Source organism: Bradyrhizobium sp. CIAT3101 (assembly GCF_029714945.1).
Lineage (GTDB): Bacteria > Pseudomonadota > Alphaproteobacteria > Rhizobiales > Xanthobacteraceae > Bradyrhizobium.
Genome location: NZ_CP121634.1, coordinates 8,233,220 through 8,252,948 on the forward strand (window position 1 = coordinate 8,233,220; position 19,729 = coordinate 8,252,948).

The window sequence follows — 19,729 nt, forward strand, 5'->3', positions numbered from 1 at the left end:
TCGCGGGCACCGGGTTTAGGCGACAACACCGACGACAAGGCTCCTGGGGATTCGTCTCAAAGAGACTTTCATGGCCCAAACGCTGACGAGAACTCTTTTGTACCGAGAAGAGAGCCTCCGCATTGTTTTGACATTTCACTGAACCAGAGCAATGCGATGCGAATTCAGGCAAAGGATAGTGACCATTGCAGTCGTTAATCCTGAAGAAGTACTGTGACGCCCAGGTGCCTTGGTACACGATCTATCCAACTGCATCACAGTTCTCCGCTGAGGTTGGTGCCAAGGCCTATGAGAAATGGCTCAGCCGCTTGCCGCCCTGCGAGCCAGTGTCGCTCTATTTTCACATTCCGTTTTGCCGCTCGATTTGCTGGTATTGCGGCTTTCCAACGGCCATGACCCTGCACGATGCGCCAATCCTCGATTATTTGTCGGTACTGCGTGAAGAGATCCGTTTGGTAGTGCAGCAAGTGCCCAAAGAATTACCTGTGAACGACGTACATTTCGGCGGCGGGACGCCGACCCTCATCAAACCAGCGGAGTTCCTGGATTTGATGGGACATTTACGTCTTCAGTTTGCATTCATGAGATCGGCATCCATCGCAATCGAGATTGATCCGCGTGTATTCACGGCAGAGATGGCCGAGGCCTTGGGCGCAGCCGGAGTGAGCCGCGCGAGCCTCGGCGTGCAGAGCTTTGATCCAATTGTTCAGAATGCCATCAATCGGGTTCAGACAGAGGCACAGACGGCGGCTGCCGTCCGCAGTCTGCGCAAACATGGAATACGCCGCATCAACTTCGATCTCATCTACGGCCTTCCGAGGCAGACAGTGCAGTCATGCGTGCGGACTGCAACATTAGCTGCGGCCATGCGCCCCGACCGGCTTGCGGTTTTCGGCTACGCGCACATTCCTTCGTTCAAGAACAATCAGCGCCTCATCGACGAAGCCGAGTTGCCTGATAACGCTACCCGCGCTGAACAGGCAGTGGCCGTGACCCATACGCTGGTCGCGGCCGGCTATCGCCAGGTTGGACTGGACCATTTCGCGTTGCCCGAGGACGAGCTCGTGCTGGAGCAGAAAGCCGGCCGCCTGCGGCGGAACTCCTTGGGCTACTCGGCAGACACTTGTAGAACTCTTATCGGGCTCGGGCCGTCGGCAATTGGGCGATTGGAAAACGGCTACGTCCAGAACGAAGCTACCGCGGGCTCTTACAGCCGGCAGATCAGAGCTGGCCGCCTGGCGACGTTCAAAGGCTGCTGTCTCACCCCGGAAGATCGTGTCCGAAGCGCCATAATCGAGCGGCTGATGTGTGATCTGGAGGCCGACGTGCCGGCAATCTGTGCCGCCCACGGATTTGATCCAATTCCGATTCTTGACTCAGCTGAACGCTTGGCGCTCCTCGCTGACGATGGGATAGTGGACATCAAAGATGGTTTGATCCGCGTGAGGCGGGAACACCGCTTTCTCATTCGATGTGTTGCTGCCGCTTTCGACGCTTATCCATACCGCTCACCCAGTTAGCATAGCCACGCGGCGTGAACGGCCAAACCTCCCGCAACGCACGCGATTGCGGATGCACTCCGATAGAGACCCGCAACCGTCTCGAACAGAGAAGACGGATACGCGCCGGCCGCACCGGGCCGCATACGTTCGCAGTAGATCGTGCTGTGATGCATGAGCAACCCGGCACACGGCGCATCATCGGCTTTCTCCTCAGCAACTGCGCGTAGCAGCGACGTCCGGATTTAACCACGTCATGTCATTCCATGGCGCCTGTGAGCGTGACCGATCAGATAAGTCACAGGGCAGAACAGTCCTTTTGCGCATCGAAGTCCCTCGTGCCCAAATCAACTCGGCGCGAGGAACGCTAATTAAGTACAGACCCTAGGACTCTATCTGCATTCCGACTCCGGGTCGGCGAGGCAAAAAAAGGTTTGGCAGAGCCACTCCATCTCCGGGCTGGCACTGCAAATATCTGACGTATCGGCGACCCGCGCATTGGTGTCGATCGATCCTGCGGCCTCAGCGAAGAAAGTCGGCACCGTTGCTGCAAGCGCGATGGCGGTCGCGGTCACAAACAAGAATTTTTTCATTCGAGCGTCACTTCCTTAGCTGGCCCCAGCCGACGTCCTGCTTAACAGAGCCAACGCAAAACGCAAACCTAACGCAACGTCAGGTTACATCTTGTAGATTGTTACTCAGGCGCAGACTTCCGATCGCGTTGGCATGTCTGGGTCGACGATTGGAAGCGGGACTAGGGCCGCAGCAGTTGGGAGCATAAAGCGGATGGGTGATGCTCTGACGAGGCTGAGAGATTACGCGGCCGTTTGACTAATGCACGCCCAACGCTGGTTGGCCTCGGTTGGGCAGCGGACGAGCTTTCCGCCGTCGAATAGCAATCTTCAACACCGCAGACGAGTTGGCACTCGGAACCAGCCGCAAACTAGAGTCAGTGACAGATCAAGAACAATCAATGACTCGCTGGTCGCCCCAACCAACGGTCTCAAACGTCGCGCAAATCCATGGGCTGCGAATTCTCTAGCTCGGGCAGACGTAAAGCCATCAGGGGCGCACCCGATGATCAGAGCTTCGGCACGGGAGCCCCCGGGAAGATATTCGCTGGTTCGAGGAGCGAAGACACGTCGATCCGATTGCCTCGTGATGGCCGATGTTGCGCTTTGCTCAGCGCCGCGACACTACAGCCGCGCTGTCCTAACTTTCACAAACATACTGTCGCGAACGCCACAGAAGTTTGTGAGGCTTATGTCAAATGAAGCCCCTTAACCAAGATCGAGACGCCAAGCGCCCGCGCGGGATGTGCGCTTAGACGCTGTATACGAAGCACAAATCTTCTTTGTAGTCGAAAATGTAGGCTAAACCGCCCGTGACGCTTACAGAAAAGTAAGATGACGTATCGTGATCGAAGCCGCAGTAGGCTCCCGAGCCTTTCGGTTTGAGCAATAAATGCGAATGCTCACCATGGTGGTATAGGTTCGGTAAGGCGCCGGTAACGTAGCAATGCCTGCCATGGTCGTATGCGCTAACTATACCGTCTCGTACGGACACGCTCATCCTGTAAGATTCAGGGGCCTCGAGGCCATGAACGCGGACGACAACGCGCCCGAGCGTGTGGGCCAAGGCAACCGCAGCCGCGGCAGCCCGAACGTGCACCTTCATGAATTTCCTATTGATGGGCGTTCAGGAAGGTGGAGCGGGGCCGCCCGACGCGCGAACGCCTCAGGTGCCGCGCCAAGTCCGCCCCTGCATCACCCAGGATATCGGCGGTGCTGACTTCAACGAAGCAAAGAGCGTGCCCAAAGGGACCGGAGCGATTGCAAGGATTTTACTTTGATAATCATGCACCCATCACGAAGACCGACCCGGCTCGTGTTGTGTGGTTGGCAGGGCGCCACAACGGATCGGAAACCGCCCCAGGAGGAAGGCTTGCAAATCAAAGAGCCGGTAGGCTGTGTGGCACCGGCTCTTTCGAGCCGAGCGGTCCGCGCGGCCCTCGACCCGCTTTGCGGTAAAGCCGATAATCGCCTTCGCATCAATGCTGGCTGCAAGATCCGCGCCCGCGGCAGCGACGGCCCGTGAAGGCGTGACGTCTTCGTCAGTTTGCGAGACTTCAATCGCGGAACGACCGAGACGTGCCTCCTGTGCTTCTGATGATGTGCTGCTTCGGTCGGTTAGGCTTGCGCCTGCTGATTTTGCGACAGCATCACTGCATCGGCTCGGTGAACTCGATCGTTAAGCCCCAGAAGCTGCGGCCTTTTGCCGATGCCGAGCTGATAGTGCGATGCTGTTGACCGCGCGATAGGCGAACACGATGGCCGGACCGATTGTGATGCCTGCTCCAGGATAGATTCCGCGCATTGGCGAGGTCATGTCGTTGCCGCAAGCATACAGACCTGAGATTGGCCGGCCATTTCCGTCCAAGACCTTTCCATAAGCATCAGTTGCCAATCCAGTCGCCGTACCGAGCGTTGCTGGAACAATCGGCAGCGCGATAAATGGGCTGTTTCTGATAGGTCCGAGATTTGGATTTTTCGTTCTCAGCGCCGGATCGCCCAGCGTGCGATTGAAAGCCGATTCGCCGCGTTCGAAGAGCGGATCGCGTCCTTCGGCAGCGTGTGCGTTGTGGTCTTCGATCGTCTTTTGAAGCTCTTCGGCGTCCAGCCCCAACTGCTTCGCAAGCTCTGGAAGGGTCCGGCCGACCTTGATGTAGTCGAGGCGCGCATATTTACTAATGCTCAAGGTCCACGGCCAGGGGAGCAAATGTCCCATGCCTCTCAAGCGAACGAAATCCTGGTCGCAGACGAAGTAGAACCGCTTATCTGCCGGATATCCGCTTTTGAACATCGCGAGGCAGATGTCATGGTACGAATTCGATTCGTTGACGAAACGCTTCGCATTTGGCCCCACAGCAATGACGCCGGGACGGCCGCGATCGAGCCAGCCGTAAGGGACAATTTGCTCAGCGCTGCCGCTCTTCAAGAACGACACGGGCGTCCAAAATCCGGCTGAGGCGACATCATTGTCAATCGCAGCTCCGAGCTTGGTCGCAAGCTCAATACCGTCCCCGGTGACATCGGGATGAGCCAGCGTCTCGTTATGCTGGTGAGCGCCGCTAAGCTGCGCTCTCAATTGCGCATTACCAGCAAAGCCGCCCGTTGCCAGAATCACTCCGTGCGAGGCGCGCAAGCGAATTTGAGAATCGATCAGCTTGACGACTGCCCCCGTGACACGCCCATCTTCCTTAATCAGCTCTATGAGAGGAGACGAGGGCCAGATTTCCACGCGGTGCTTGCGTAGGCTCACGAGCAGGCGCGCGATCAGGGCATTGCCTCCGCTGAGCTCGGTGCCACGCCTGTAACTTAAGCGATCCCGCGCGTACCGGCTGACGCGGCGCAGCACATGCTTCAGCGAAGTTAAAGATTGGAACGGATTCAGGAAGCTTCGAACCTCGCCCGATGAGATCATCATTCCACCGAGCACAACGCGAATTGGGTCGCCTATCAACTCGAAGTCGGTGCCGAGAAGTCGTCCATCGTAGGGTGCAGGGCTCAGTGCCCGGCCCATGCTGACCCCGCCGATTTGGCTTGAATGATAGTCAGGGGCAGTGGAGAGCATGAACTTGACCTCCGTCCCGTTCTCAAGTGCGGCCAGCGCAGTTGGGCCGTCCTCAAGGTAGGCCTCAACAATGTTCGCCCGATAGCAGGCGCCAAGCTCATGCTTCAGGTAGGTCCTCGCGTTCGTCAGCGAGTCATCGATTTTTGCGGATCGCGCCTGGGATGAACAAGGAACCCAGATCATGCCATTGGACAGAGCTGTCGTGCCGCCAAGTCGCGGGGATTTCTCGCATAGGGTGACGCGTAGTCCGGCCTTTGCCGCATAGAGCGCCGCCGACAGTCCGGCCGCACCGCTGCCGATCACGAGAACTTCTGTTTCCCAATCATGATCCGACCCACTCCCTCTCGGGAATACCGCGGTCTTATGCTTCGCTGCTTGGCCCATTGGCTTGTCCATTTCGGTCCCGCTGCAGTATTTTCGATCAACGTCAGTGGTTTCGCGCAAGCGGGACGGCCTTGAACCCCGCAGCGGCCGCCTTCACTGCCCGTTCGATGGGAATTCTTTCGATGGACGAAGCGCCGACGAACCCGACACACTGGGTTGATCGATAGACCTCGACCGTGTCCTGCGGCTCGGCGATTGCTCCGCCATGGCAAAGCAGGATCACGTCGGAGCGTATGCTTCGCGCCGCCGCATTGATGTCGTTGATGCGCCTGATGGCTTCTCGAATTGACTGCCCCTCTTCATGCCCCACGAGGCCGCCGCGTGTTGCACCGACATGGGGTACGATGCAATCAGCTCCGATGCTGGCCATCGCTTTGGCGTCTTCCGGGCTTGCGACATAGGCAAGCGAGAAGATGTTCTTCTTGCGAGCCAAGGCGATCATCTCGAGCTCCCGCTCGAATCCGAGCCCGACTGCGCCGCGGCGATCGCGCCATTTTTCGCCCATGGTGGAGATGGTCGGATAGTTGATCACACCAGAGAAACCGGCAGCCCAGAACTTGTCGAGAAGCGCATTAAGATCGAGCCGGAGCGGATCCCAGGCTTCCACGCCGCCGATGACCGGCACGGAAGAGACGACGTTGCGAATTTCCGCCGCAAGCTCAAGCGTACGTGCGTTGGAATCGCCAATCCGACTCGTTGGGAGTCCCATGAGTCGCGACAGCCCGGTGCTGTAGACCACCAGCAGGTCGGCGCCTCCGAGAACGGCGCACTTGGCAACCAAGCCGCAGCTGCTGCCAGCGGCAACAACCGCTTTTTTCTCGGCGACCTGACTTGTGATCTTCGAGAGAATTTCGGTTCGCTCAAACATCCGCATCGCGGTCTCCTTGTCCCAATTGTTTGAGGATCCATGTCGCGGCAGCCTCGGCCAATTCGGGATCGTTGATGTGGCAGTCAAGCTCGCGGATTGCGATTTTTGACCCGAGATGGTTCTTGACCGCATCGAGCCAAGCCCGGTCGGCATCGGCGTTGCGAAAAATACCGCCATCACGGTCGTAGTCGGAAACGCCTTTCCTAGGCCAAAGGACGATTGCAGGCGCCTCTGCCAGCGACAGCCGCTCGGCCGTGAGGCGGCCGATGCTCTCGTTCTCGGAAATGTTCGTGCGCATGAGCGTCGTATAGGGGGTATGCGAGTAGAATTGGCGGCCGCGAAATTGATCAGGCACACTCGAAGGCGGACCAAAATTGACCATATCGACCGCGCCGGGCGCGATCACTTGCGGGATCAATTGGCGTGATGCTGCCTTTAGTCGATCTGGACCAGCGCTCGCAGTTCCCCCAACGATTTCGTCAGCGAGCTCGGTTGTGGTCAGATCGATGACAGCGTCGAATTCGCCGGCCGCGATCAGCTGCTCCATTTTCCGTCCGCCAGCGCCATTGGCGGGAAAAACGATCGTGTCTACGCCGGCCTGCGCAAGGCGAGCAATGCACAGATTTGCCGCGGGCGTCGTCACGCCAAAGGCCGTGATCGCGACGATCTTCTTGTTTCGTCCCGCTTTTGCCGGCCTGTAATGCAACGCAGCGATGGCCCGCCCAGCATTTTCGAGGACCCTTGCAGTAAACGCGTTGATGCCCAAGAGATCGACCAGCGTCGGATAGAGAATAATGTCGTTATGAACGGCTAATTCGGCGAGAAGCGCTGGCCTTGCGCTGCTCACCAGCAGCTTGGGAAAGCCATAAGGCAAGTCAGATACGATCTCGCCGAAAGCAGCACTCCCCTTACCACCGGCAACCCCGATAATCGCGCTGATGGTGCCGGACGCCTGGAGATCATGAACATTGACGCGCGTTGTTGCGGCTATCTCTTTCAACAGCTCGGCGGGCGAACCAACGCGTTGGCGGTTGCCATCGGCTTGTTTCGTCTCGCCTGCTACCCTCGAGGTGCCGATGTCGATTAGAACGGTCTTGCGGCCGCATGTCGCGATAATATCCGCAAGGTATGACACTTCGCGCCCCTTGGTATCGAGGGTCGCCACGATCGCAACTGCGCCCGAAAGTTCGGACGGGCTACCATCCCGGACCGCCCCTTGGCCGTCCGTGCAATGGTGAGACACGATTTTCCTCCCGGACGATTCTTGACGACAGGAGGTCTAGACCGAGCTGACACCGCGTATAAGAACGGCAAAATGTCCAAGTGGGTAAGATTGGGTAGCAGCTCACAGGAACTTTGTTGCTGGGCGCGCTCACCTCGCGGCTTGTGGTATCCGCACGGCGCGCATTGTAGGTGGACGAGATTGTGGGCCCTCCACTGAGATGCGTTCCGCGGCGCGGACCTGTCCTGACGGTCCGACGACACTACCTGACAGGAAAAGGCGCCGCTGCTGGATTTCTCCAACAGCGGCTCAAGTCCAGGGAGAAAGCAGACGAACCGGTCTGCCAGCGGAGGTGCAATCGAATTCGTAATGCTCTCGCCTGGGGACAAGGTTGTTGTTAAGTTAGGCCTTTGCTCCGAAGTGGACGCGCGGTCGGGGTCCTGGATCGCCGAGCGGTACTTCAGGATCACGAACAAAGGCGCGATCAAACCCTCGCTTCCGCCGAGCCCTGTGCCACACCAACATGCTTGAGCGAAGCCCTGCTTGGAACGCGTTTGAGGAGCCGTCGAGGACCGAGCCTGGTCGTCCATGCATAGTGGACACACGATCTTTCTTCCGGAACATTCTCGACAACAGCTAGTCTAGACGGCCCCGACACCGGTATAAGATCAGCGCAACGTTCAACTGGGTAGATTTGGGTAGAAGTGGTGAAAGCGAGGCTTGTCGGCAAACTCGTCACCCACCTGTCGGCTGCACCTCAGAGCTCGACGGTAGAAATCTACGCGCCCTCTTTGCGAAGCCTTCCAGAAGGCTCCCTGCTCATTATGGCCACTCTGCCCGTCGTTGACTGGAACGACTGCCTTTTGCAGGACTTGCGCATACTTCCCAAGAGGACATCCGATAATGTCTATGCGGCGATGGTGATGATCGATCCCTTCGCATGCTGGCAAGATGTTGCCCAGTTGTTGAAGGAGGCCGGGATCAACGGGTTGATAAATTTCCCACCTGCATCCCTCATTGAGCGATCAACCACTGGGGTGCCTGTTGACAGCGGACGGGAGCTCGAACTCCGTCGAATGGAATGGTTTGCACAGCTGGGGTTCAAGATCTTGTTCGCCGCTGGTCATCGTTCCGAAGTCGCAGCAGCCGAGAGGCGATTCGGCTCGCATCTCGACGGCATCATCCATCTGCCGGAGGAGGCTCTCAAGCTGTCGATTGGCAAAGAGATGAAGCTGGTCGGCCTCAATGATCAGGATTCGTCAGTTCCGACATTCGCGCTCCTTGATGGGACAAGCGCGATGCGAAAAACGTAAACACAGGAGCTACTCCAGGATCCGCAGCTTCTTGATCTTATTGTATAATGTTTTTCTTGAAAGGCCGAGAGACTTGGCGGTCTTTCCACGGTGAAGCTTGTTTCGCTTCAGGCCTTTGATGATCCACTCGCGCTCGGAGAACGTAGCTGTCGGCTTGACCGGTGATGACGCGGTCAATAGCGGCTTCAAGACATCAGCGGTAATATGCGTCTCATGCAGCGTCACCAGCTGGTTGACGATCTGGCGTAATTCCCTAAGGTTGCCAGGCCAACTATGACCAGCGAGCACCAAGAACGCGGAATTTTCAATTCCGAGCGTCTGGGCGTTCGAGTCTCCCTTCGCCTCGACCGTGAAATGCTGAATGAGCTGCGGAAGGTCCTCCAGCCGGTCAGGCAATGCGGGTAACTCGATATCGAGCCCGGCAAACAGGGCGAGAAGCCGAGGACATAGTACAGTTTGAAGGCTCGCGGCGCGAGCAACGGATGCGGTTGCAATGATCCGCGCAGTAGAGCGCACAGCGGATACCGCGTTTAAGGGTGTGAAAGCGCCGGTCTCGAGGTAATCGGCAAGACGCTCCTGACCGTCACGGGACAGCTGATCCAGATGCAGCAGCAACACAGCAGTATCGCTTGCACTCTCCAACAGCGACAGGTGACGTCGCCTATTTTCACTGCGCTCGGCGCCGAACAGCGTACCGATCGTATCGATTGCCGGGCCCGGCCGGCAATGAAACAGCGCCGGCTTGGTGTGTTTCCGATCGCTGAAGACATGAACGAGGCTCGCTATCCGCCTTTTCCCTGAGCCCGCCTCACCCCAAACGAGCACGGGATTGGGATTGGCAGCCAAGCGTTTTGCAGTCTCGAGGACGCGCTTCATAATTGAAGATTGTGCGATTACTCCGTGCTTGAACCCGCTCAACTGAAGCTGGCGCTCAAGGAGATCGACCTTCTCCCGCAGCAAGTGAATCGTCTTGAAACCCGAGGTGACTTCAAGGACTGACATTTCCAATGGGACGCGATCGAGCGAAGAGCCGCCGATGAACCCCTGGACACCAGTTTCGCGACAAATATCCAGCAATTCGTCGGGCTTGGTTATCGGGCCACCGCCAAGCAGGCAGATCACGTTTCTGTCGATGGATTGAGCGACACGCGCAACTGCGTTCGTACGGGCAGCAAGCTCAGCCAGGCTAATCGACGGATCAGATCCGCTTTCCACGCTGCGGTTGAGATTGAAGTTGATGCAGATGGCCTCAGTGCCTGCTTCAACCATCTGTTTTACTTCGGCCTGGGTCCGCGTATAACCAATGGTCATCAGCCCGCGCCTTGCGGCCTTCACCAGGAGCTCAATTTCCCGGGCGTAGCCAAGGCCGCACTTTTCAAGCAACGACCTCCTGTATTCATCGATGTGGATCACGGATGGAAAGTTGGTGACGCCGGAGAAGCCCCACCTAATGATCCGGTCGAGCCAATGGTCGATATCGAGCTGCGGATCGAAGGTACAGGCTCCGAAAAATACCGGCAATTTCGTGCTGGGCAGGATCTCTGTTCGGCCGAACCCGGCCACGAAGTCGTTAGAGCTGCGGATAGGTAGAATGGAGGCCGGCGAAGAGCCACCCATAGCGCGAAAGCGGCCTGCATTGAGCGCAAGCACGAAATCCGCCCCTGCGCGTTCGGCGGCTCTCGCGGTCATGCCCGATCCGATTGCTGCCCCGAGCACGAACGAACGGGAGTTCCGAAAGAACTGCCTGATCCCGCCGCCCTTTACCTGGTCCACCCGCGTGTGCATCCCGGCCCGCCTCCTGCAGGGCGGTCGCGAAAACTAGCTCCAATTTGCGGGCGCGTGCAACCGTCGTAACGCTTTGCCGTTCGTCGTGAAGAGGTGGCAGTTCGCAGGCGAAGCCGCAAGACGAACCTTGCCAGACCTTTTGGGCGGCTCCAGCGTCGGCGCTTTGGCAACGACCGTTTCCCTCCCAGCGTTGCCGTAGACGTAGGTGACGCTGCCAAGATGCTCGATGAAATCGACATCGAGCTCGATTCCGATGTCAGTCTTCTCCGCCGCGGATGGAGAAAAATCGTCCGGGCGAATCCCGAGCGTGATCGGCTTGCCGACAAGCAGTTGATCGGGGTGGACGGGCACGGAGAGCGTCGCACCCGCGTCGAGCCTGACGTCCATGCCGGTCTCGTGCGCCGCCTCGACATGGCCATTGAGGAAATTCATCTTGGGCGAGCCAATGAATCCGGCTACGAAGCGAGACGCCGGATTGTGATAGAGATCGTGCGGGGTGCCCACTTGCTCGATATTGCCGTCCTTGAGCACGACGATCTTGTCAGCCATCGTCATGGCCTCGACCTGGTCGTGGGTCACGTAGATCATGGTATTCCCAAGCTGCTTGTGCAGCTTCGCAATCTGAACCCGCATTTGCCCCCGCAATTCCGTGTCCAGGTTCGACAGCGGCTCGTCGAACAGGAACACCTTGGGCTCGCGGACGATGGCACGCCCGATCGCCACGCGCTGCCGCTGTCCGCCTGATAGTTGTCGAGGCTTACGATCCAACAGATGGTCGATCTGCAACAACGATGCAGTTTCGGCCACCCTGATATCAATCCCGGCCCTCGGCACTCTGCCCATCCGCAGAGGAAAGGCCAGGTTCTCTCGCACGGTCATGTGCGGGTAAAGAGCATAGCTCTGAAACACCATGCCGAGGTTCCGGTCAGCAGCGTCAACATCGTTGACGATCTCGTTGTCAATCAGTAGCCGCCCTCCACTGATGCGCTCCAGTCCGCCGATCATTCGAAGCAGCGTCGACTTGCCGGATCCGGATGGCCCGACGAAAACGACGAATTCACCGTGATCGATCGTCAGGTCGATATTGCGCAGGACTTGGATAGTCCCATAGGCTTTATTCACGCCTTCCAGGCGAACATCGGCCATTATGCTCTCCTCTGTGGGGGGCTTTCAGCTAGCGCCGGCGGCACCTCAATTTCTACCAAGCTGGACACGATGAAATCCGGCGACGCCAGAGATGGATCCTCACGGGGCGGCACGCCGGTCGTGACCAGCACGGCCGGAAGACCAGCTCGCTTACCAGCTTGAATATCCGTCGGGATCTGATCGCCGATCATCAGCGTGGCACCGCGCGCTGTTCCTAGGCGGGACAGTGCGGTTTCGATCATGTATGGCTCGGGTTTGCCAACGATCAAGGGTTTGACTTGTGTAGCCACAGCGATAGCAGTGATCGTTGCTCCTGCGCCCGGTTCGAATCCATCTTCGGTGGGCAAGAGGAGATCGGGGTTGGTGCCGATGAATACTGCCCCATTCAAGATAGCATCGACGGCAATCCGCATCTTCTCATGTGTAATCTGACGGTCCAACCCCATGACCACAGCTTCTGGTTCCCGATCGGTCACCTCGAGCCCCACGCCTGCCACAGCATTCACAAGAGACGGCGCGCCAATGACGAACACACGCGTAAGGTCTGGATATTTGACCCGAATAAGCTCAGCGGCGGTGACGGCGCTGGTGACAACGTCTTTCGACCCGATAACAAGCCCAAAACTCTCCAGCTTGCGGGCGACCTCTTCCGGAGTGTGCGTCGAATTATTCGTCACGAAGCAGAACGGCAATCGAGCGACCTGCCACGATTTAAATGCCTGAATGGCCTCAACGATCGCAGCGTTTCCACGATAGACGACGCCATCCAGATCCGAAATGATCCCTTCGATGGGCGGCCAGTTGAGCTCAGAAGCGGTACTAGCCATTCATCAGCATCCCACCGTTTACGTGCACGATCTGCCCGGTCATGTAGGACGCTGCGGGGCTCGCGAGGAAGACCGCAAGCCCTGCGATATCCTCCGGCACACCCACACGCCCGAGCGGAATGCGGCCGCTGTGCCGGGCTTCGGTCTCCTCACGTGGCCGCCCATGCATCGGCGTATCGATGATCCCGGGCGCGATCGCGTTCACATTGATCTTGAGGGGCGCGCATTCATAGGCAAGCAGCTTGGTAACGTCGTGAACGATCGCTTTCGATAGGCAATAGTCGGCGCCGCCGGCCTGGTAGTTGAACACTGCCCCCTGCGAAGAGAGTGAGGAGCCAACGTTGACGATGCGACCGCCGTTGGCCTTCATGAAGCGTTCGATCGCCAGTTTTGAGCAGCGCAAGACAGCGACCGAATTGATCTGAATTGTACGCTCAATAGTCTGCGCATTGCCATCGAGCAGCGACTGGGCGGATTTGATGCCGGCGTTATTGACCAGCACGTCGAGCCGGCCAAAGCGCCTAGCAACCTCATCGAGAACCCTGGTGACATCGTCCTCGCGCGCGACGTCCATTGCCATCGGCAATGCGCCGTTACCGTAGGGCAAGGCAGCCAAAATGTCTTCGAGGCTTTCGAGGTTAGCATCGGTAGCAAGGACGTTCGCTCCTCCTGCCCGAAACGCATTCACAATGGCAGACCCGATGCCGCCACCCGCGCCGGTCACGAGCACCGTTCTGCCTGAAACGGAGAACTGTTTGGTCATTCCAACTCCAGGATGGTTTGGGACTTCAAAAACTCATGAACGGCGTCTGCACTCGGCATGGAGGCTTGAGCGCCGCGGCGCGTCACACATAGGGCGCCCACTGCCAGGGCCCTTCTTACGGCTTCTCTCAAAGGCAAGCGCTGTGCCAGTGACGCGGCGAACGCTCCATTAAAGGCATCTCCTGCGGCCGTGGTATCAACAACCTTGACGGGAAAGGCACTCAGAGCGATGGAGCGCGTTGCGTCGGCGTAATAAGCTCCTTGCGCCCCGAGGGTAATCAGCGCAGCACGAGGCCCGAGATCAAGAAGCTTCAAGGCGGCGTTGGCGGCGCTGTTGAAGTCGCAGACCTCGACTCCTGTTAACTCGAAGGCTTCTGTCTGGTTCGGCGTGACGAAATCAACGCTTTTCCACGCGGCTGATGAAAGTCCCGGCCTCACCGGCGCTGGGTTAAAAACGAGATCAAAGCCCTTGTCGCGCTTCATCTCGAAGAGCCGATTGAGCGCTTCGATCGGCATGCCCATTTCAGCGACCACGATCGCGTCGCGCTCTATGAACTCGGCCGCGCTCTCGACCATGTCTGGCGTCACGTTCAGATTGGCGCCCGGGTCTATGACGATCATATTGGAGCCATCGTCACTGACCATGACCAGGGCCGAGCCCGAGATTTCCCCCGGCGACACCTTGATTGCGTCCGCGCGAACGCCGGCGTCCCGTAGCGACTGCAGCAAAAAACGACCGGCGTCATCATCGCCAAGACGCGTGTAGAAGTGTGGCTCGAGCCCAAGGCGGGCCGCAGCAACGGCCTGATTGGCGCCTTTGCCTCCAGCGTAGCGGATCAGCGCGCCCAACACGCTTTCACCTGGCATTGGAAGCCGCTCGACCTGGAAGCATAGATCAAGATTGGTCGTTCCAAAGAACATCAATGGCCTGGCACTCATTTTACGGCACCAAAGGTAAGGCCACGTTCGAGGTGATGCTGTCCGATGACGATCAAAATGACAGGAATGATCATTGTAACAACTAGCCCTGCGGCCATGACGGGATAGAACTGCACGCCGGGATTGAGCAGCTTGAGAAGAGCGACGGTCACGGGCGCCTTGGTCGAACTGAGAATCAGACCGAGGGCGAAATTGTGCCAGGCCAGGAGGAAGATGAGCAACGAGGCGCCGATCAGGCCGGGCTTCAAAAGCGGCAGCACGATGTGCAGCACAACCCTAATCGGCTTGGCGCCATCCATGGCGGCCGCCTCCTCGATCTCTTTCGGGATGTCTTCGATATAGGAGCGACTCAGCCAAACGATCATCGGCAATGTGACGACCTGGTAGACCCAGATCATGCCGATATAGGTGTCATATAATCCAATCGCCTGGAAAATACTGAAGAGCGGGATGACCACTAGAAGCACGGGGGCGAAACGGAAACCCAGAATGAAGAAGGCAATGTCTTCCTTGAAAGGTACGTCCCGTCTCGCCAGAACGTAGCCGGCCGGAACTCCCACAGCTAAGGAGAGGATGACAGAGCCCAGAGCTATGAGGACGCTGTTGGTGATTGGCGTCAAAAACTCGACTTTGATCGTGCCATAGCTCGTTGCTCCTGCCTGGGCTACATCAAACAGGACACGGAAGTTTTCCAGTGTCGGCGAGAATAGGAAGGTTGGTGGCCAGGTCATGACCTCCGCCTGCTCTTTCAGCGACATCATCACGATCCAGATGAGCGGAAAGGTCAGGATCAATGCGCAGGTGGCGACGAGCAGGTTGAGGATCACATTTGTGGAGGTTGCGCGTTTCAATCGCATAAATTGCCTCCTCAGCTGACACGCAGGCGGACGAAGCGCCACAACTTGACCATAGCGAACGTCCCGACCAGCACGATCATCCAATTGACGACCATAAGGGCGGCACCACGTCCAAAAGCGAGATTTTGGAATGCGGTGATATAGGCGCGCACCGAAAGTACGGAGGTGCTGTTTCCAGGCCCGCCTTGCGTTGTCCCGAAGATAATGTCGAACTGGTTGAGGGATTCGATCAGCCGAAACACCGCGGCGATCAGAATGTAGGGAGCGATCAGCGGCAACTCGATATGCAGAAAAGTTGCCCACCCCTTTGCGCCATTGACGCGGGCGGCTTCCCTCACCTCTTCATTGATCCCCTGAAGGCCAGCGAAGATGATCAGTGCGAAGAATGGCGTGTAAGTCCATACATCGATGAGGACCAGGGAGAATATCGCGGTGTTCGGATCCGAAATCCACGCAAATCGGCTGATGCCGGCAAGGGACAATAAATAGTTCATGATCCCGTTTTGCGGATCCATCATTGTTGTCCACATGAGGGCAACGCTCATGGGCGGCAGGACGAGTGGCAAGAGGATGACGGGCCGCATCACGCGTGCCAGGAACACCTCAGTTGCGAACAGCTTGGCAAGTGCAAGACCGAACGCGGCCTCTGCAAGGACCGCCGATCCGGCATACACCAGAGTGGCTCGGATGCTATTCCAGAAATCATCTGTCTTGATGAGCGCTGCGTAGTTGTTGAGGCCAATGAAGTGAACCAGCGGCCGACCGAACTTGAGGTCAGTCAGCGACTGAAATACGCCATAGAAGAACAGGAAAAGAAATCCAAGCAATATGGCGATCGCTGGAGCAATCGCGGCAATACTCCACCAGTCGAGACGCGCCGGCGCGGCGTTCTTGACCAGATCATCTTTTGACGAGGTAAGTTGACTGGCCGAAGACAGCAGCGTCACGATTGCGCCGACTCCTCGAAGGTTCATCCCACTTTATCTCTAACATGCAAAGGGGCGGCGGTTAGATTTGCCACCCCTTTTACCCTCACATTGACGAACGGATTTCGGAGGCGAGGTCGGATAGCGTTGCCTTGACGTCAGCTCCCTTGACCATTTTCTGCATCGCCACGGCCCAGGCATTCATCGCCTCGCCAAAGCCGACGCGGGCTGTAAAGGCCAGCTGCGCCCTGTCCTGCACGGTCTTGAACGTGTCGACGAAGTTATTGAACTCAGGCTTTGCCGCGTATTCAAGCCAAGCCTTGTCGCTCCACGTCGAGGCGCGCGGAGAGTTGACGAGCTTGCCAGCGACAGCACCGTTCAGCTCGACCTGCTTTGAGGTTGCCCACTGGATGAACAGCCAGGCTGCCGCCTTCTTTTGAGAAGCAGCGTTGATCGCAAGAGACCAGATCCAGATGTTGGATTCGAAGTTCTTGCCGTTCGGAGCCCGCAAGGGGGGCGCGAATGCGATCTTGCCTGAGGCGGGCTTGCCGGCCACATCATTCCAAAACCCGAACATATTAGAATCGATCGCCATCGCCGTGCGTCCTGAACTGATGCCATCGACAACTTGGTACCAGTTGTCGTTGGCAAAGGACAAAGCCGCGCATTTCTTGATCATGTCCACATAGTCCTTGTGAAACGCGATAGACTCGGGTGCATCTAGGCCTGTGTCTAGCTTTCCATTCTTGATGATGAAATCATGCACGCCGTAGGACCTGGCAATCGAGATCACAGCGGTGTGGATGCTGCTCCAAAACCGCACACCGCGCACGCCCAAAGGTGTGATCGCGGGGTCCGCAGCCCTGAGCTTCTCGCAAGCGACGGACATTTCCGGCGGCGTGGTCGGGACCTTGATGCCGTGCTTGTCCAGGATGTCCTTGCGATAGAACAGCTGGATGTTCTCGAAGCCATGTGGGATGGCCCACACCTGCCCGCTTCCCGGCTCGATCTGCCCTTCCTTGACCTTCCAGGTCAGGGCATCCCGCAAGGCAGGGAAGAAATCTTTGTAGTCGTAGCCGGCCGCGGTGAGTTTAGGATCGTTTAGATAACGGTCGAGTGGCTCGAGCAATTGGCCTGGCGCAAGATCCCAGGCCGGTTGAATGCCCGTCCCCACGACGTCCCAGCTCGGCGATTTTGTGCTGAGCTGGATGGTCAGCTTATTCCAATAGGCGTCGTCCGGATAAAGCTCGGGCGTCACTTTGATGCCGGAGAGTTTCTCGAATTCGGGCAACTGGGCCGCGACCGCATCGGCATAGGGATGAATGTCGTAGGCCCAGACGATCGATGTGCCTTCGAATTGGCGCCAGTTGATGTCGTCCGCATTAGCTTGGGTGATGGCCGCTCCGGCCAAAAGCATGGAGCAGATAAGAGCTTTCTTGATAAAATTGGCCGAATGGCCGCGCAAAACGGCGAGTGTCCTTAGCATGTTCCCCTCCGATATGGGCTCTTTGGCCCACAAACCCACGTGCCTCTCCTCTTGCAGAGGCCGCAGCAGCGTGAAGGCTAGCCGCCGCTATCAGCCGTAAGCGGCCTTTCCAGACGAAGATTGGGTAAGTTTGGGTAATGTGAGAATGACGAGCCAACTACGTCTTGGATCGGTAGGCGCGGCGGTAGCTCTCGGTGCCGGACCGTCATCGTGGCGAACCGGCTGATAGGCGGCCCGGAATGTCATCAACCGGAATGGCCCAAGTGCGCGAACTCGCGCAGCCCTGCCGCGAGAAAACCGGCAGAATAGTTCAATTCCATTCCTAGCCGCTACAATAAACGCGACGCTCTATAACGCGCCGGTCGTGGCATTCTCAGCCTAGTGACGGCGCATGCGGCATCGCTCCAACAGGACAACAGGTATTGTTCTTTGATTATCGCTTATGCATCCCGGAAAAAGCCATGCCCCTGCAGAATCGGCAACAGCTCGTGATGGCTGCGAATGATGTAGTCCGGTTCTGCTGCCTGCAATCGCGAATCGGAGACAAATCCGCCGGTAATGGATACGCTTATGAGCCCGAGGTCGCGAGCAATATTCGTTTCGACTGGCATATCGCCGATGATAAAGGTCGCCGAAGGCTTGATGTCATTCTCTTGAATATAGCGACGAAGCCGCTCCCCTTTGGTCATTGACTTGAACTGCGTGGCGCGGCTTTCAAAAGCGATCACCTCATTAATGTAGTCATTAATTCCAAGCCTTCGCAATTGCGATCGGAGAGGCTCAGCGATATGGTTACTCACGATGATGGACGAAGCGTCTTGCTGGCGCGCGATTTCCAGAATTCTACGAGCGCCTTCGCGCAGATCAGTTTTGCCCGCAAAATGTTCGTAGGTGTCGTGAAACATTGCACCCGCATCTCGATCCATGTCGGCAATTTCCGAGTCCGACATTCCCAGACTGCGATAGAGGATAGAAAGCGGGACATCGCAGTGGTCGCGAAACGTAGCCATATCGATAGTTCTGCGACCAAAGCGATCCAGTATTGTATTCGTCGTCTGTAGTAGCACGTGCGCATCGTCGAGCAACGTGCCATTCCAATCGAATACAAGAGCAGGTTTCATGATTCGACTTTCAGGAGTGGATTGCGCATAGGGAAGATCCGCCGTTGAATTCCGCAAGATTCTATTCGCACGCTTCTGCCCTTCTGCCGTTAGCATCTCGAACGTGGATGATGAGAGATCGATACCATCATGCTTGCACGTTAGCGACGATACGAGAACTAGGAAGGGCAGATGGGATACGGGTTAGCGTGAGAGAAACGAGCGGGAAACATCCGACATGATAATCTTCTTGTTGAGGAGCGCAGCCTCTGCGCGAGGATAAGTTCGGCATAGGCTACGTGAACACATCGTCTGACGATCTTAAGCAAGCGTCGTACCACTGCACAAACAAAGTGACTCGACCCATCTCACCGGTCATCACCCGAAAAACACGACAGTCTTGTGAAGCGGCATTGCTCACAACTCGTCGAAGTCGCAACACATTGTCTGGAACGCGACATCGGTACTAAATAGCAAAGGCTAACCGGACGGAGTCCTTCCAAACTTCACTGTCCTAGAAAGGAGAGAGCCAAATTCGTGGCCGACTCGCTAACGCGGCTGCGCAAGCCTGGCCGCTCTCTCGGTGTCGATGACAACGCCCATCGGAATCAAGAGAGGTCAGAAGCAGAAGCCCCTGAGATTTCAGCACTCCACAAGCAAATCCGCGCCGGTACGTTCATCAGCTGTTGACAGCGCGTCCCGAGAGTCACTACATATCGGCATCACGGTCCACTTGATTGCAAGATCTAGTGGCTAAGAGGGAAGCCGGTGAACTGCGCCTTGCGCGCGGAATTCCGGCGCTGCCCCCGCAACTGTCAGCAGCGAGCTGCTTCCGAACGACGTCACTGGTGCGACTGCGCCGGGAAGACAGGAAGTGCAACGACCTGCGAGCCAGGAGACCTGCCGTGATGATCAGAACGTCCACGGGCGGGGTGTCCCGGCGGTCGCTTGCATGCACTGTTCGGCACCTCCAGTGCCGGCG

Annotated in this window: 15 protein-coding genes and 1 riboswitch; of the genes, 2 read left to right on the forward strand and 13 right to left on the reverse strand. The window is 57.5% G+C overall.

Annotated features, from left to right (window positions below; genetic code table 11):
• Nucleotides 1-185: 185 nt before the first annotated feature.
• Nucleotides 186-1,520, forward strand: coding sequence for an oxygen-independent coproporphyrinogen III oxidase (hemN, locus tag QA645_RS38505; RefSeq protein WP_283046252.1), 1,335 nt, complete (start codon nucleotides 186-188; stop codon nucleotides 1,518-1,520).
• Nucleotides 1,521-1,891: 371 nt separating this feature from the next.
• Here the strand turns inward: hemN and QA645_RS38510 are convergent, their stop codons facing one another.
• From QA645_RS38510 to QA645_RS38525, 4 genes are all read right to left on the reverse strand, one after another.
• Nucleotides 1,892-2,092 carry a hypothetical protein gene (locus QA645_RS38510; protein WP_283046253.1) on the reverse strand — a complete coding sequence of 67 codons (201 nt, stop codon included), beginning with the start codon at nucleotides 2,090-2,092 and terminating at the stop codon, nucleotides 1,892-1,894.
• Nucleotides 2,093-3,749: 1,657 nt separating this feature from the next.
• Nucleotides 3,750-5,528: an FAD-dependent oxidoreductase gene (locus tag QA645_RS38515; protein ID WP_283046254.1), complete on the reverse strand. Its 1,779-nt coding sequence runs from the start codon at nucleotides 5,526-5,528 to the stop codon at nucleotides 3,750-3,752.
• A 31-nt stretch (nucleotides 5,529-5,559) separates the two neighbouring features.
• Entirely contained in the window at nucleotides 5,560-6,390 is an 831-nt protein-coding gene (locus tag QA645_RS38520) for a phosphoenolpyruvate hydrolase family protein (protein ID WP_283046255.1), read from the reverse strand.
• The gene (locus QA645_RS38525) at nucleotides 6,377-7,549 is read right to left on the reverse strand and encodes a Tm-1-like ATP-binding domain-containing protein (RefSeq protein ID WP_283046256.1); all 1,173 of its coding nucleotides are present in this window, start codon (nucleotides 7,547-7,549) and stop codon (nucleotides 6,377-6,379) included. Before QA645_RS38525 ends, QA645_RS38520 begins: the two co-directional genes overlap by 14 nt.
• 764 nt (nucleotides 7,550-8,313) lie before the next feature.
• Between QA645_RS38525 and QA645_RS38530 the strand changes: the two genes are divergently transcribed.
• Nucleotides 8,314-8,919, forward strand: coding sequence for a hypothetical protein (locus QA645_RS38530; protein WP_283046257.1), 606 nt, complete (start codon nucleotides 8,314-8,316; stop codon nucleotides 8,917-8,919).
• A gap of 9 nt (nucleotides 8,920-8,928) precedes the next feature.
• Here QA645_RS38530 and QA645_RS38535 read toward each other — a convergent pair whose 3' ends face one another.
• The 9 genes from QA645_RS38535 to QA645_RS38575 form a co-directional block, all read right to left on the reverse strand.
• Nucleotides 8,929-10,704, reverse strand: coding sequence for a phosphoenolpyruvate hydrolase family protein (locus QA645_RS38535; RefSeq protein WP_283046258.1), 1,776 nt, complete (start codon nucleotides 10,702-10,704; stop codon nucleotides 8,929-8,931).
• Nucleotides 10,705-10,737: 33 nt separating this feature from the next.
• Nucleotides 10,738-11,850, reverse strand: a complete 1,113-nt coding sequence (gene ugpC, locus QA645_RS38540) for a sn-glycerol-3-phosphate ABC transporter ATP-binding protein UgpC (protein WP_283046259.1) — start codon at nucleotides 11,848-11,850, stop codon at nucleotides 10,738-10,740.
• Nucleotides 11,850-12,677, reverse strand: a complete 828-nt coding sequence (locus QA645_RS38545) for an HAD-IIA family hydrolase (RefSeq protein ID WP_283046260.1) — start codon at nucleotides 12,675-12,677, stop codon at nucleotides 11,850-11,852. Before QA645_RS38545 ends, ugpC begins: the two co-directional genes overlap by 1 nt.
• Nucleotides 12,670-13,440: a glucose 1-dehydrogenase gene (locus tag QA645_RS38550; RefSeq protein ID WP_283046261.1), complete on the reverse strand. Its 771-nt coding sequence runs from the start codon at nucleotides 13,438-13,440 to the stop codon at nucleotides 12,670-12,672. Before QA645_RS38550 ends, QA645_RS38545 begins: the two co-directional genes overlap by 8 nt.
• Entirely contained in the window at nucleotides 13,437-14,378 is a 942-nt protein-coding gene (locus tag QA645_RS38555) for a ribokinase (protein ID WP_283046262.1), read from the reverse strand. Before QA645_RS38555 ends, QA645_RS38550 begins: the two co-directional genes overlap by 4 nt.
• Nucleotides 14,375-15,235 carry a carbohydrate ABC transporter permease gene (locus tag QA645_RS38560; RefSeq protein WP_283046263.1) on the reverse strand — a complete coding sequence of 287 codons (861 nt, stop codon included), beginning with the start codon at nucleotides 15,233-15,235 and terminating at the stop codon, nucleotides 14,375-14,377. The genes QA645_RS38555 and QA645_RS38560 overlap by 4 nt, the downstream gene beginning before the upstream one ends.
• Nucleotides 15,236-15,246: 11 nt before the next feature.
• Nucleotides 15,247-16,182 carry a sugar ABC transporter permease gene (locus QA645_RS38565; protein ID WP_283046264.1) on the reverse strand — a complete coding sequence of 312 codons (936 nt, stop codon included), beginning with the start codon at nucleotides 16,180-16,182 and terminating at the stop codon, nucleotides 15,247-15,249.
• A gap of 85 nt (nucleotides 16,183-16,267) precedes the next feature.
• Entirely contained in the window at nucleotides 16,268-17,647 is a 1,380-nt protein-coding gene (locus QA645_RS38570; RefSeq protein WP_283046265.1) for an extracellular solute-binding protein, read from the reverse strand.
• Between the two features lie 440 nt (nucleotides 17,648-18,087).
• Nucleotides 18,088-18,768, reverse strand: coding sequence for an HAD hydrolase-like protein (locus QA645_RS38575; protein WP_283046266.1), 681 nt, complete (start codon nucleotides 18,766-18,768; stop codon nucleotides 18,088-18,090).
• Between the two features lie 687 nt (nucleotides 18,769-19,455).
• Nucleotides 19,456-19,670, forward strand: a riboswitch (cobalamin riboswitch).
• Nucleotides 19,671-19,729 lie beyond the last annotated feature (59 nt).

Coding starts and splice junctions, on each gene's coding strand:
- QA645_RS38510 (WP_283046253.1), bottom strand. CDS start 2,092: ATGAAAAAATTCTTGTTTGTGACCGCGACCGCCATCGCGCTTGCAGCA.
- QA645_RS38515 (WP_283046254.1), bottom strand. CDS start 5,528: ATGGACAAGCCAATGGGCCAAGCAGCGAAGCATAAGACCGCGGTATTC.
- QA645_RS38520 (WP_283046255.1), bottom strand. CDS start 6,390: ATGCGGATGTTTGAGCGAACCGAAATTCTCTCGAAGATCACAAGTCAG.
- QA645_RS38535 (WP_283046258.1), bottom strand. CDS start 10,704: ATGCACACGCGGGTGGACCAGGTAAAGGGCGGCGGGATCAGGCAGTTC.
- ugpC (WP_283046259.1), bottom strand. CDS start 11,850: ATGGCCGATGTTCGCCTGGAAGGCGTGAATAAAGCCTATGGGACTATC.
- QA645_RS38545 (WP_283046260.1), bottom strand. CDS start 12,677: ATGGCTAGTACCGCTTCTGAGCTCAACTGGCCGCCCATCGAAGGGATC.
- QA645_RS38550 (WP_283046261.1), bottom strand. CDS start 13,440: ATGACCAAACAGTTCTCCGTTTCAGGCAGAACGGTGCTCGTGACCGGC.
- QA645_RS38555 (WP_283046262.1), bottom strand. CDS start 14,378: ATGAGTGCCAGGCCATTGATGTTCTTTGGAACGACCAATCTTGATCTA.
- QA645_RS38560 (WP_283046263.1), bottom strand. CDS start 15,235: ATGCGATTGAAACGCGCAACCTCCACAAATGTGATCCTCAACCTGCTC.
- QA645_RS38570 (WP_283046265.1), bottom strand. CDS start 17,647: ATGCTAAGGACACTCGCCGTTTTGCGCGGCCATTCGGCCAATTTTATC.
- QA645_RS38575 (WP_283046266.1), bottom strand. CDS start 18,768: ATGAAACCTGCTCTTGTATTCGATTGGAATGGCACGTTGCTCGACGAT.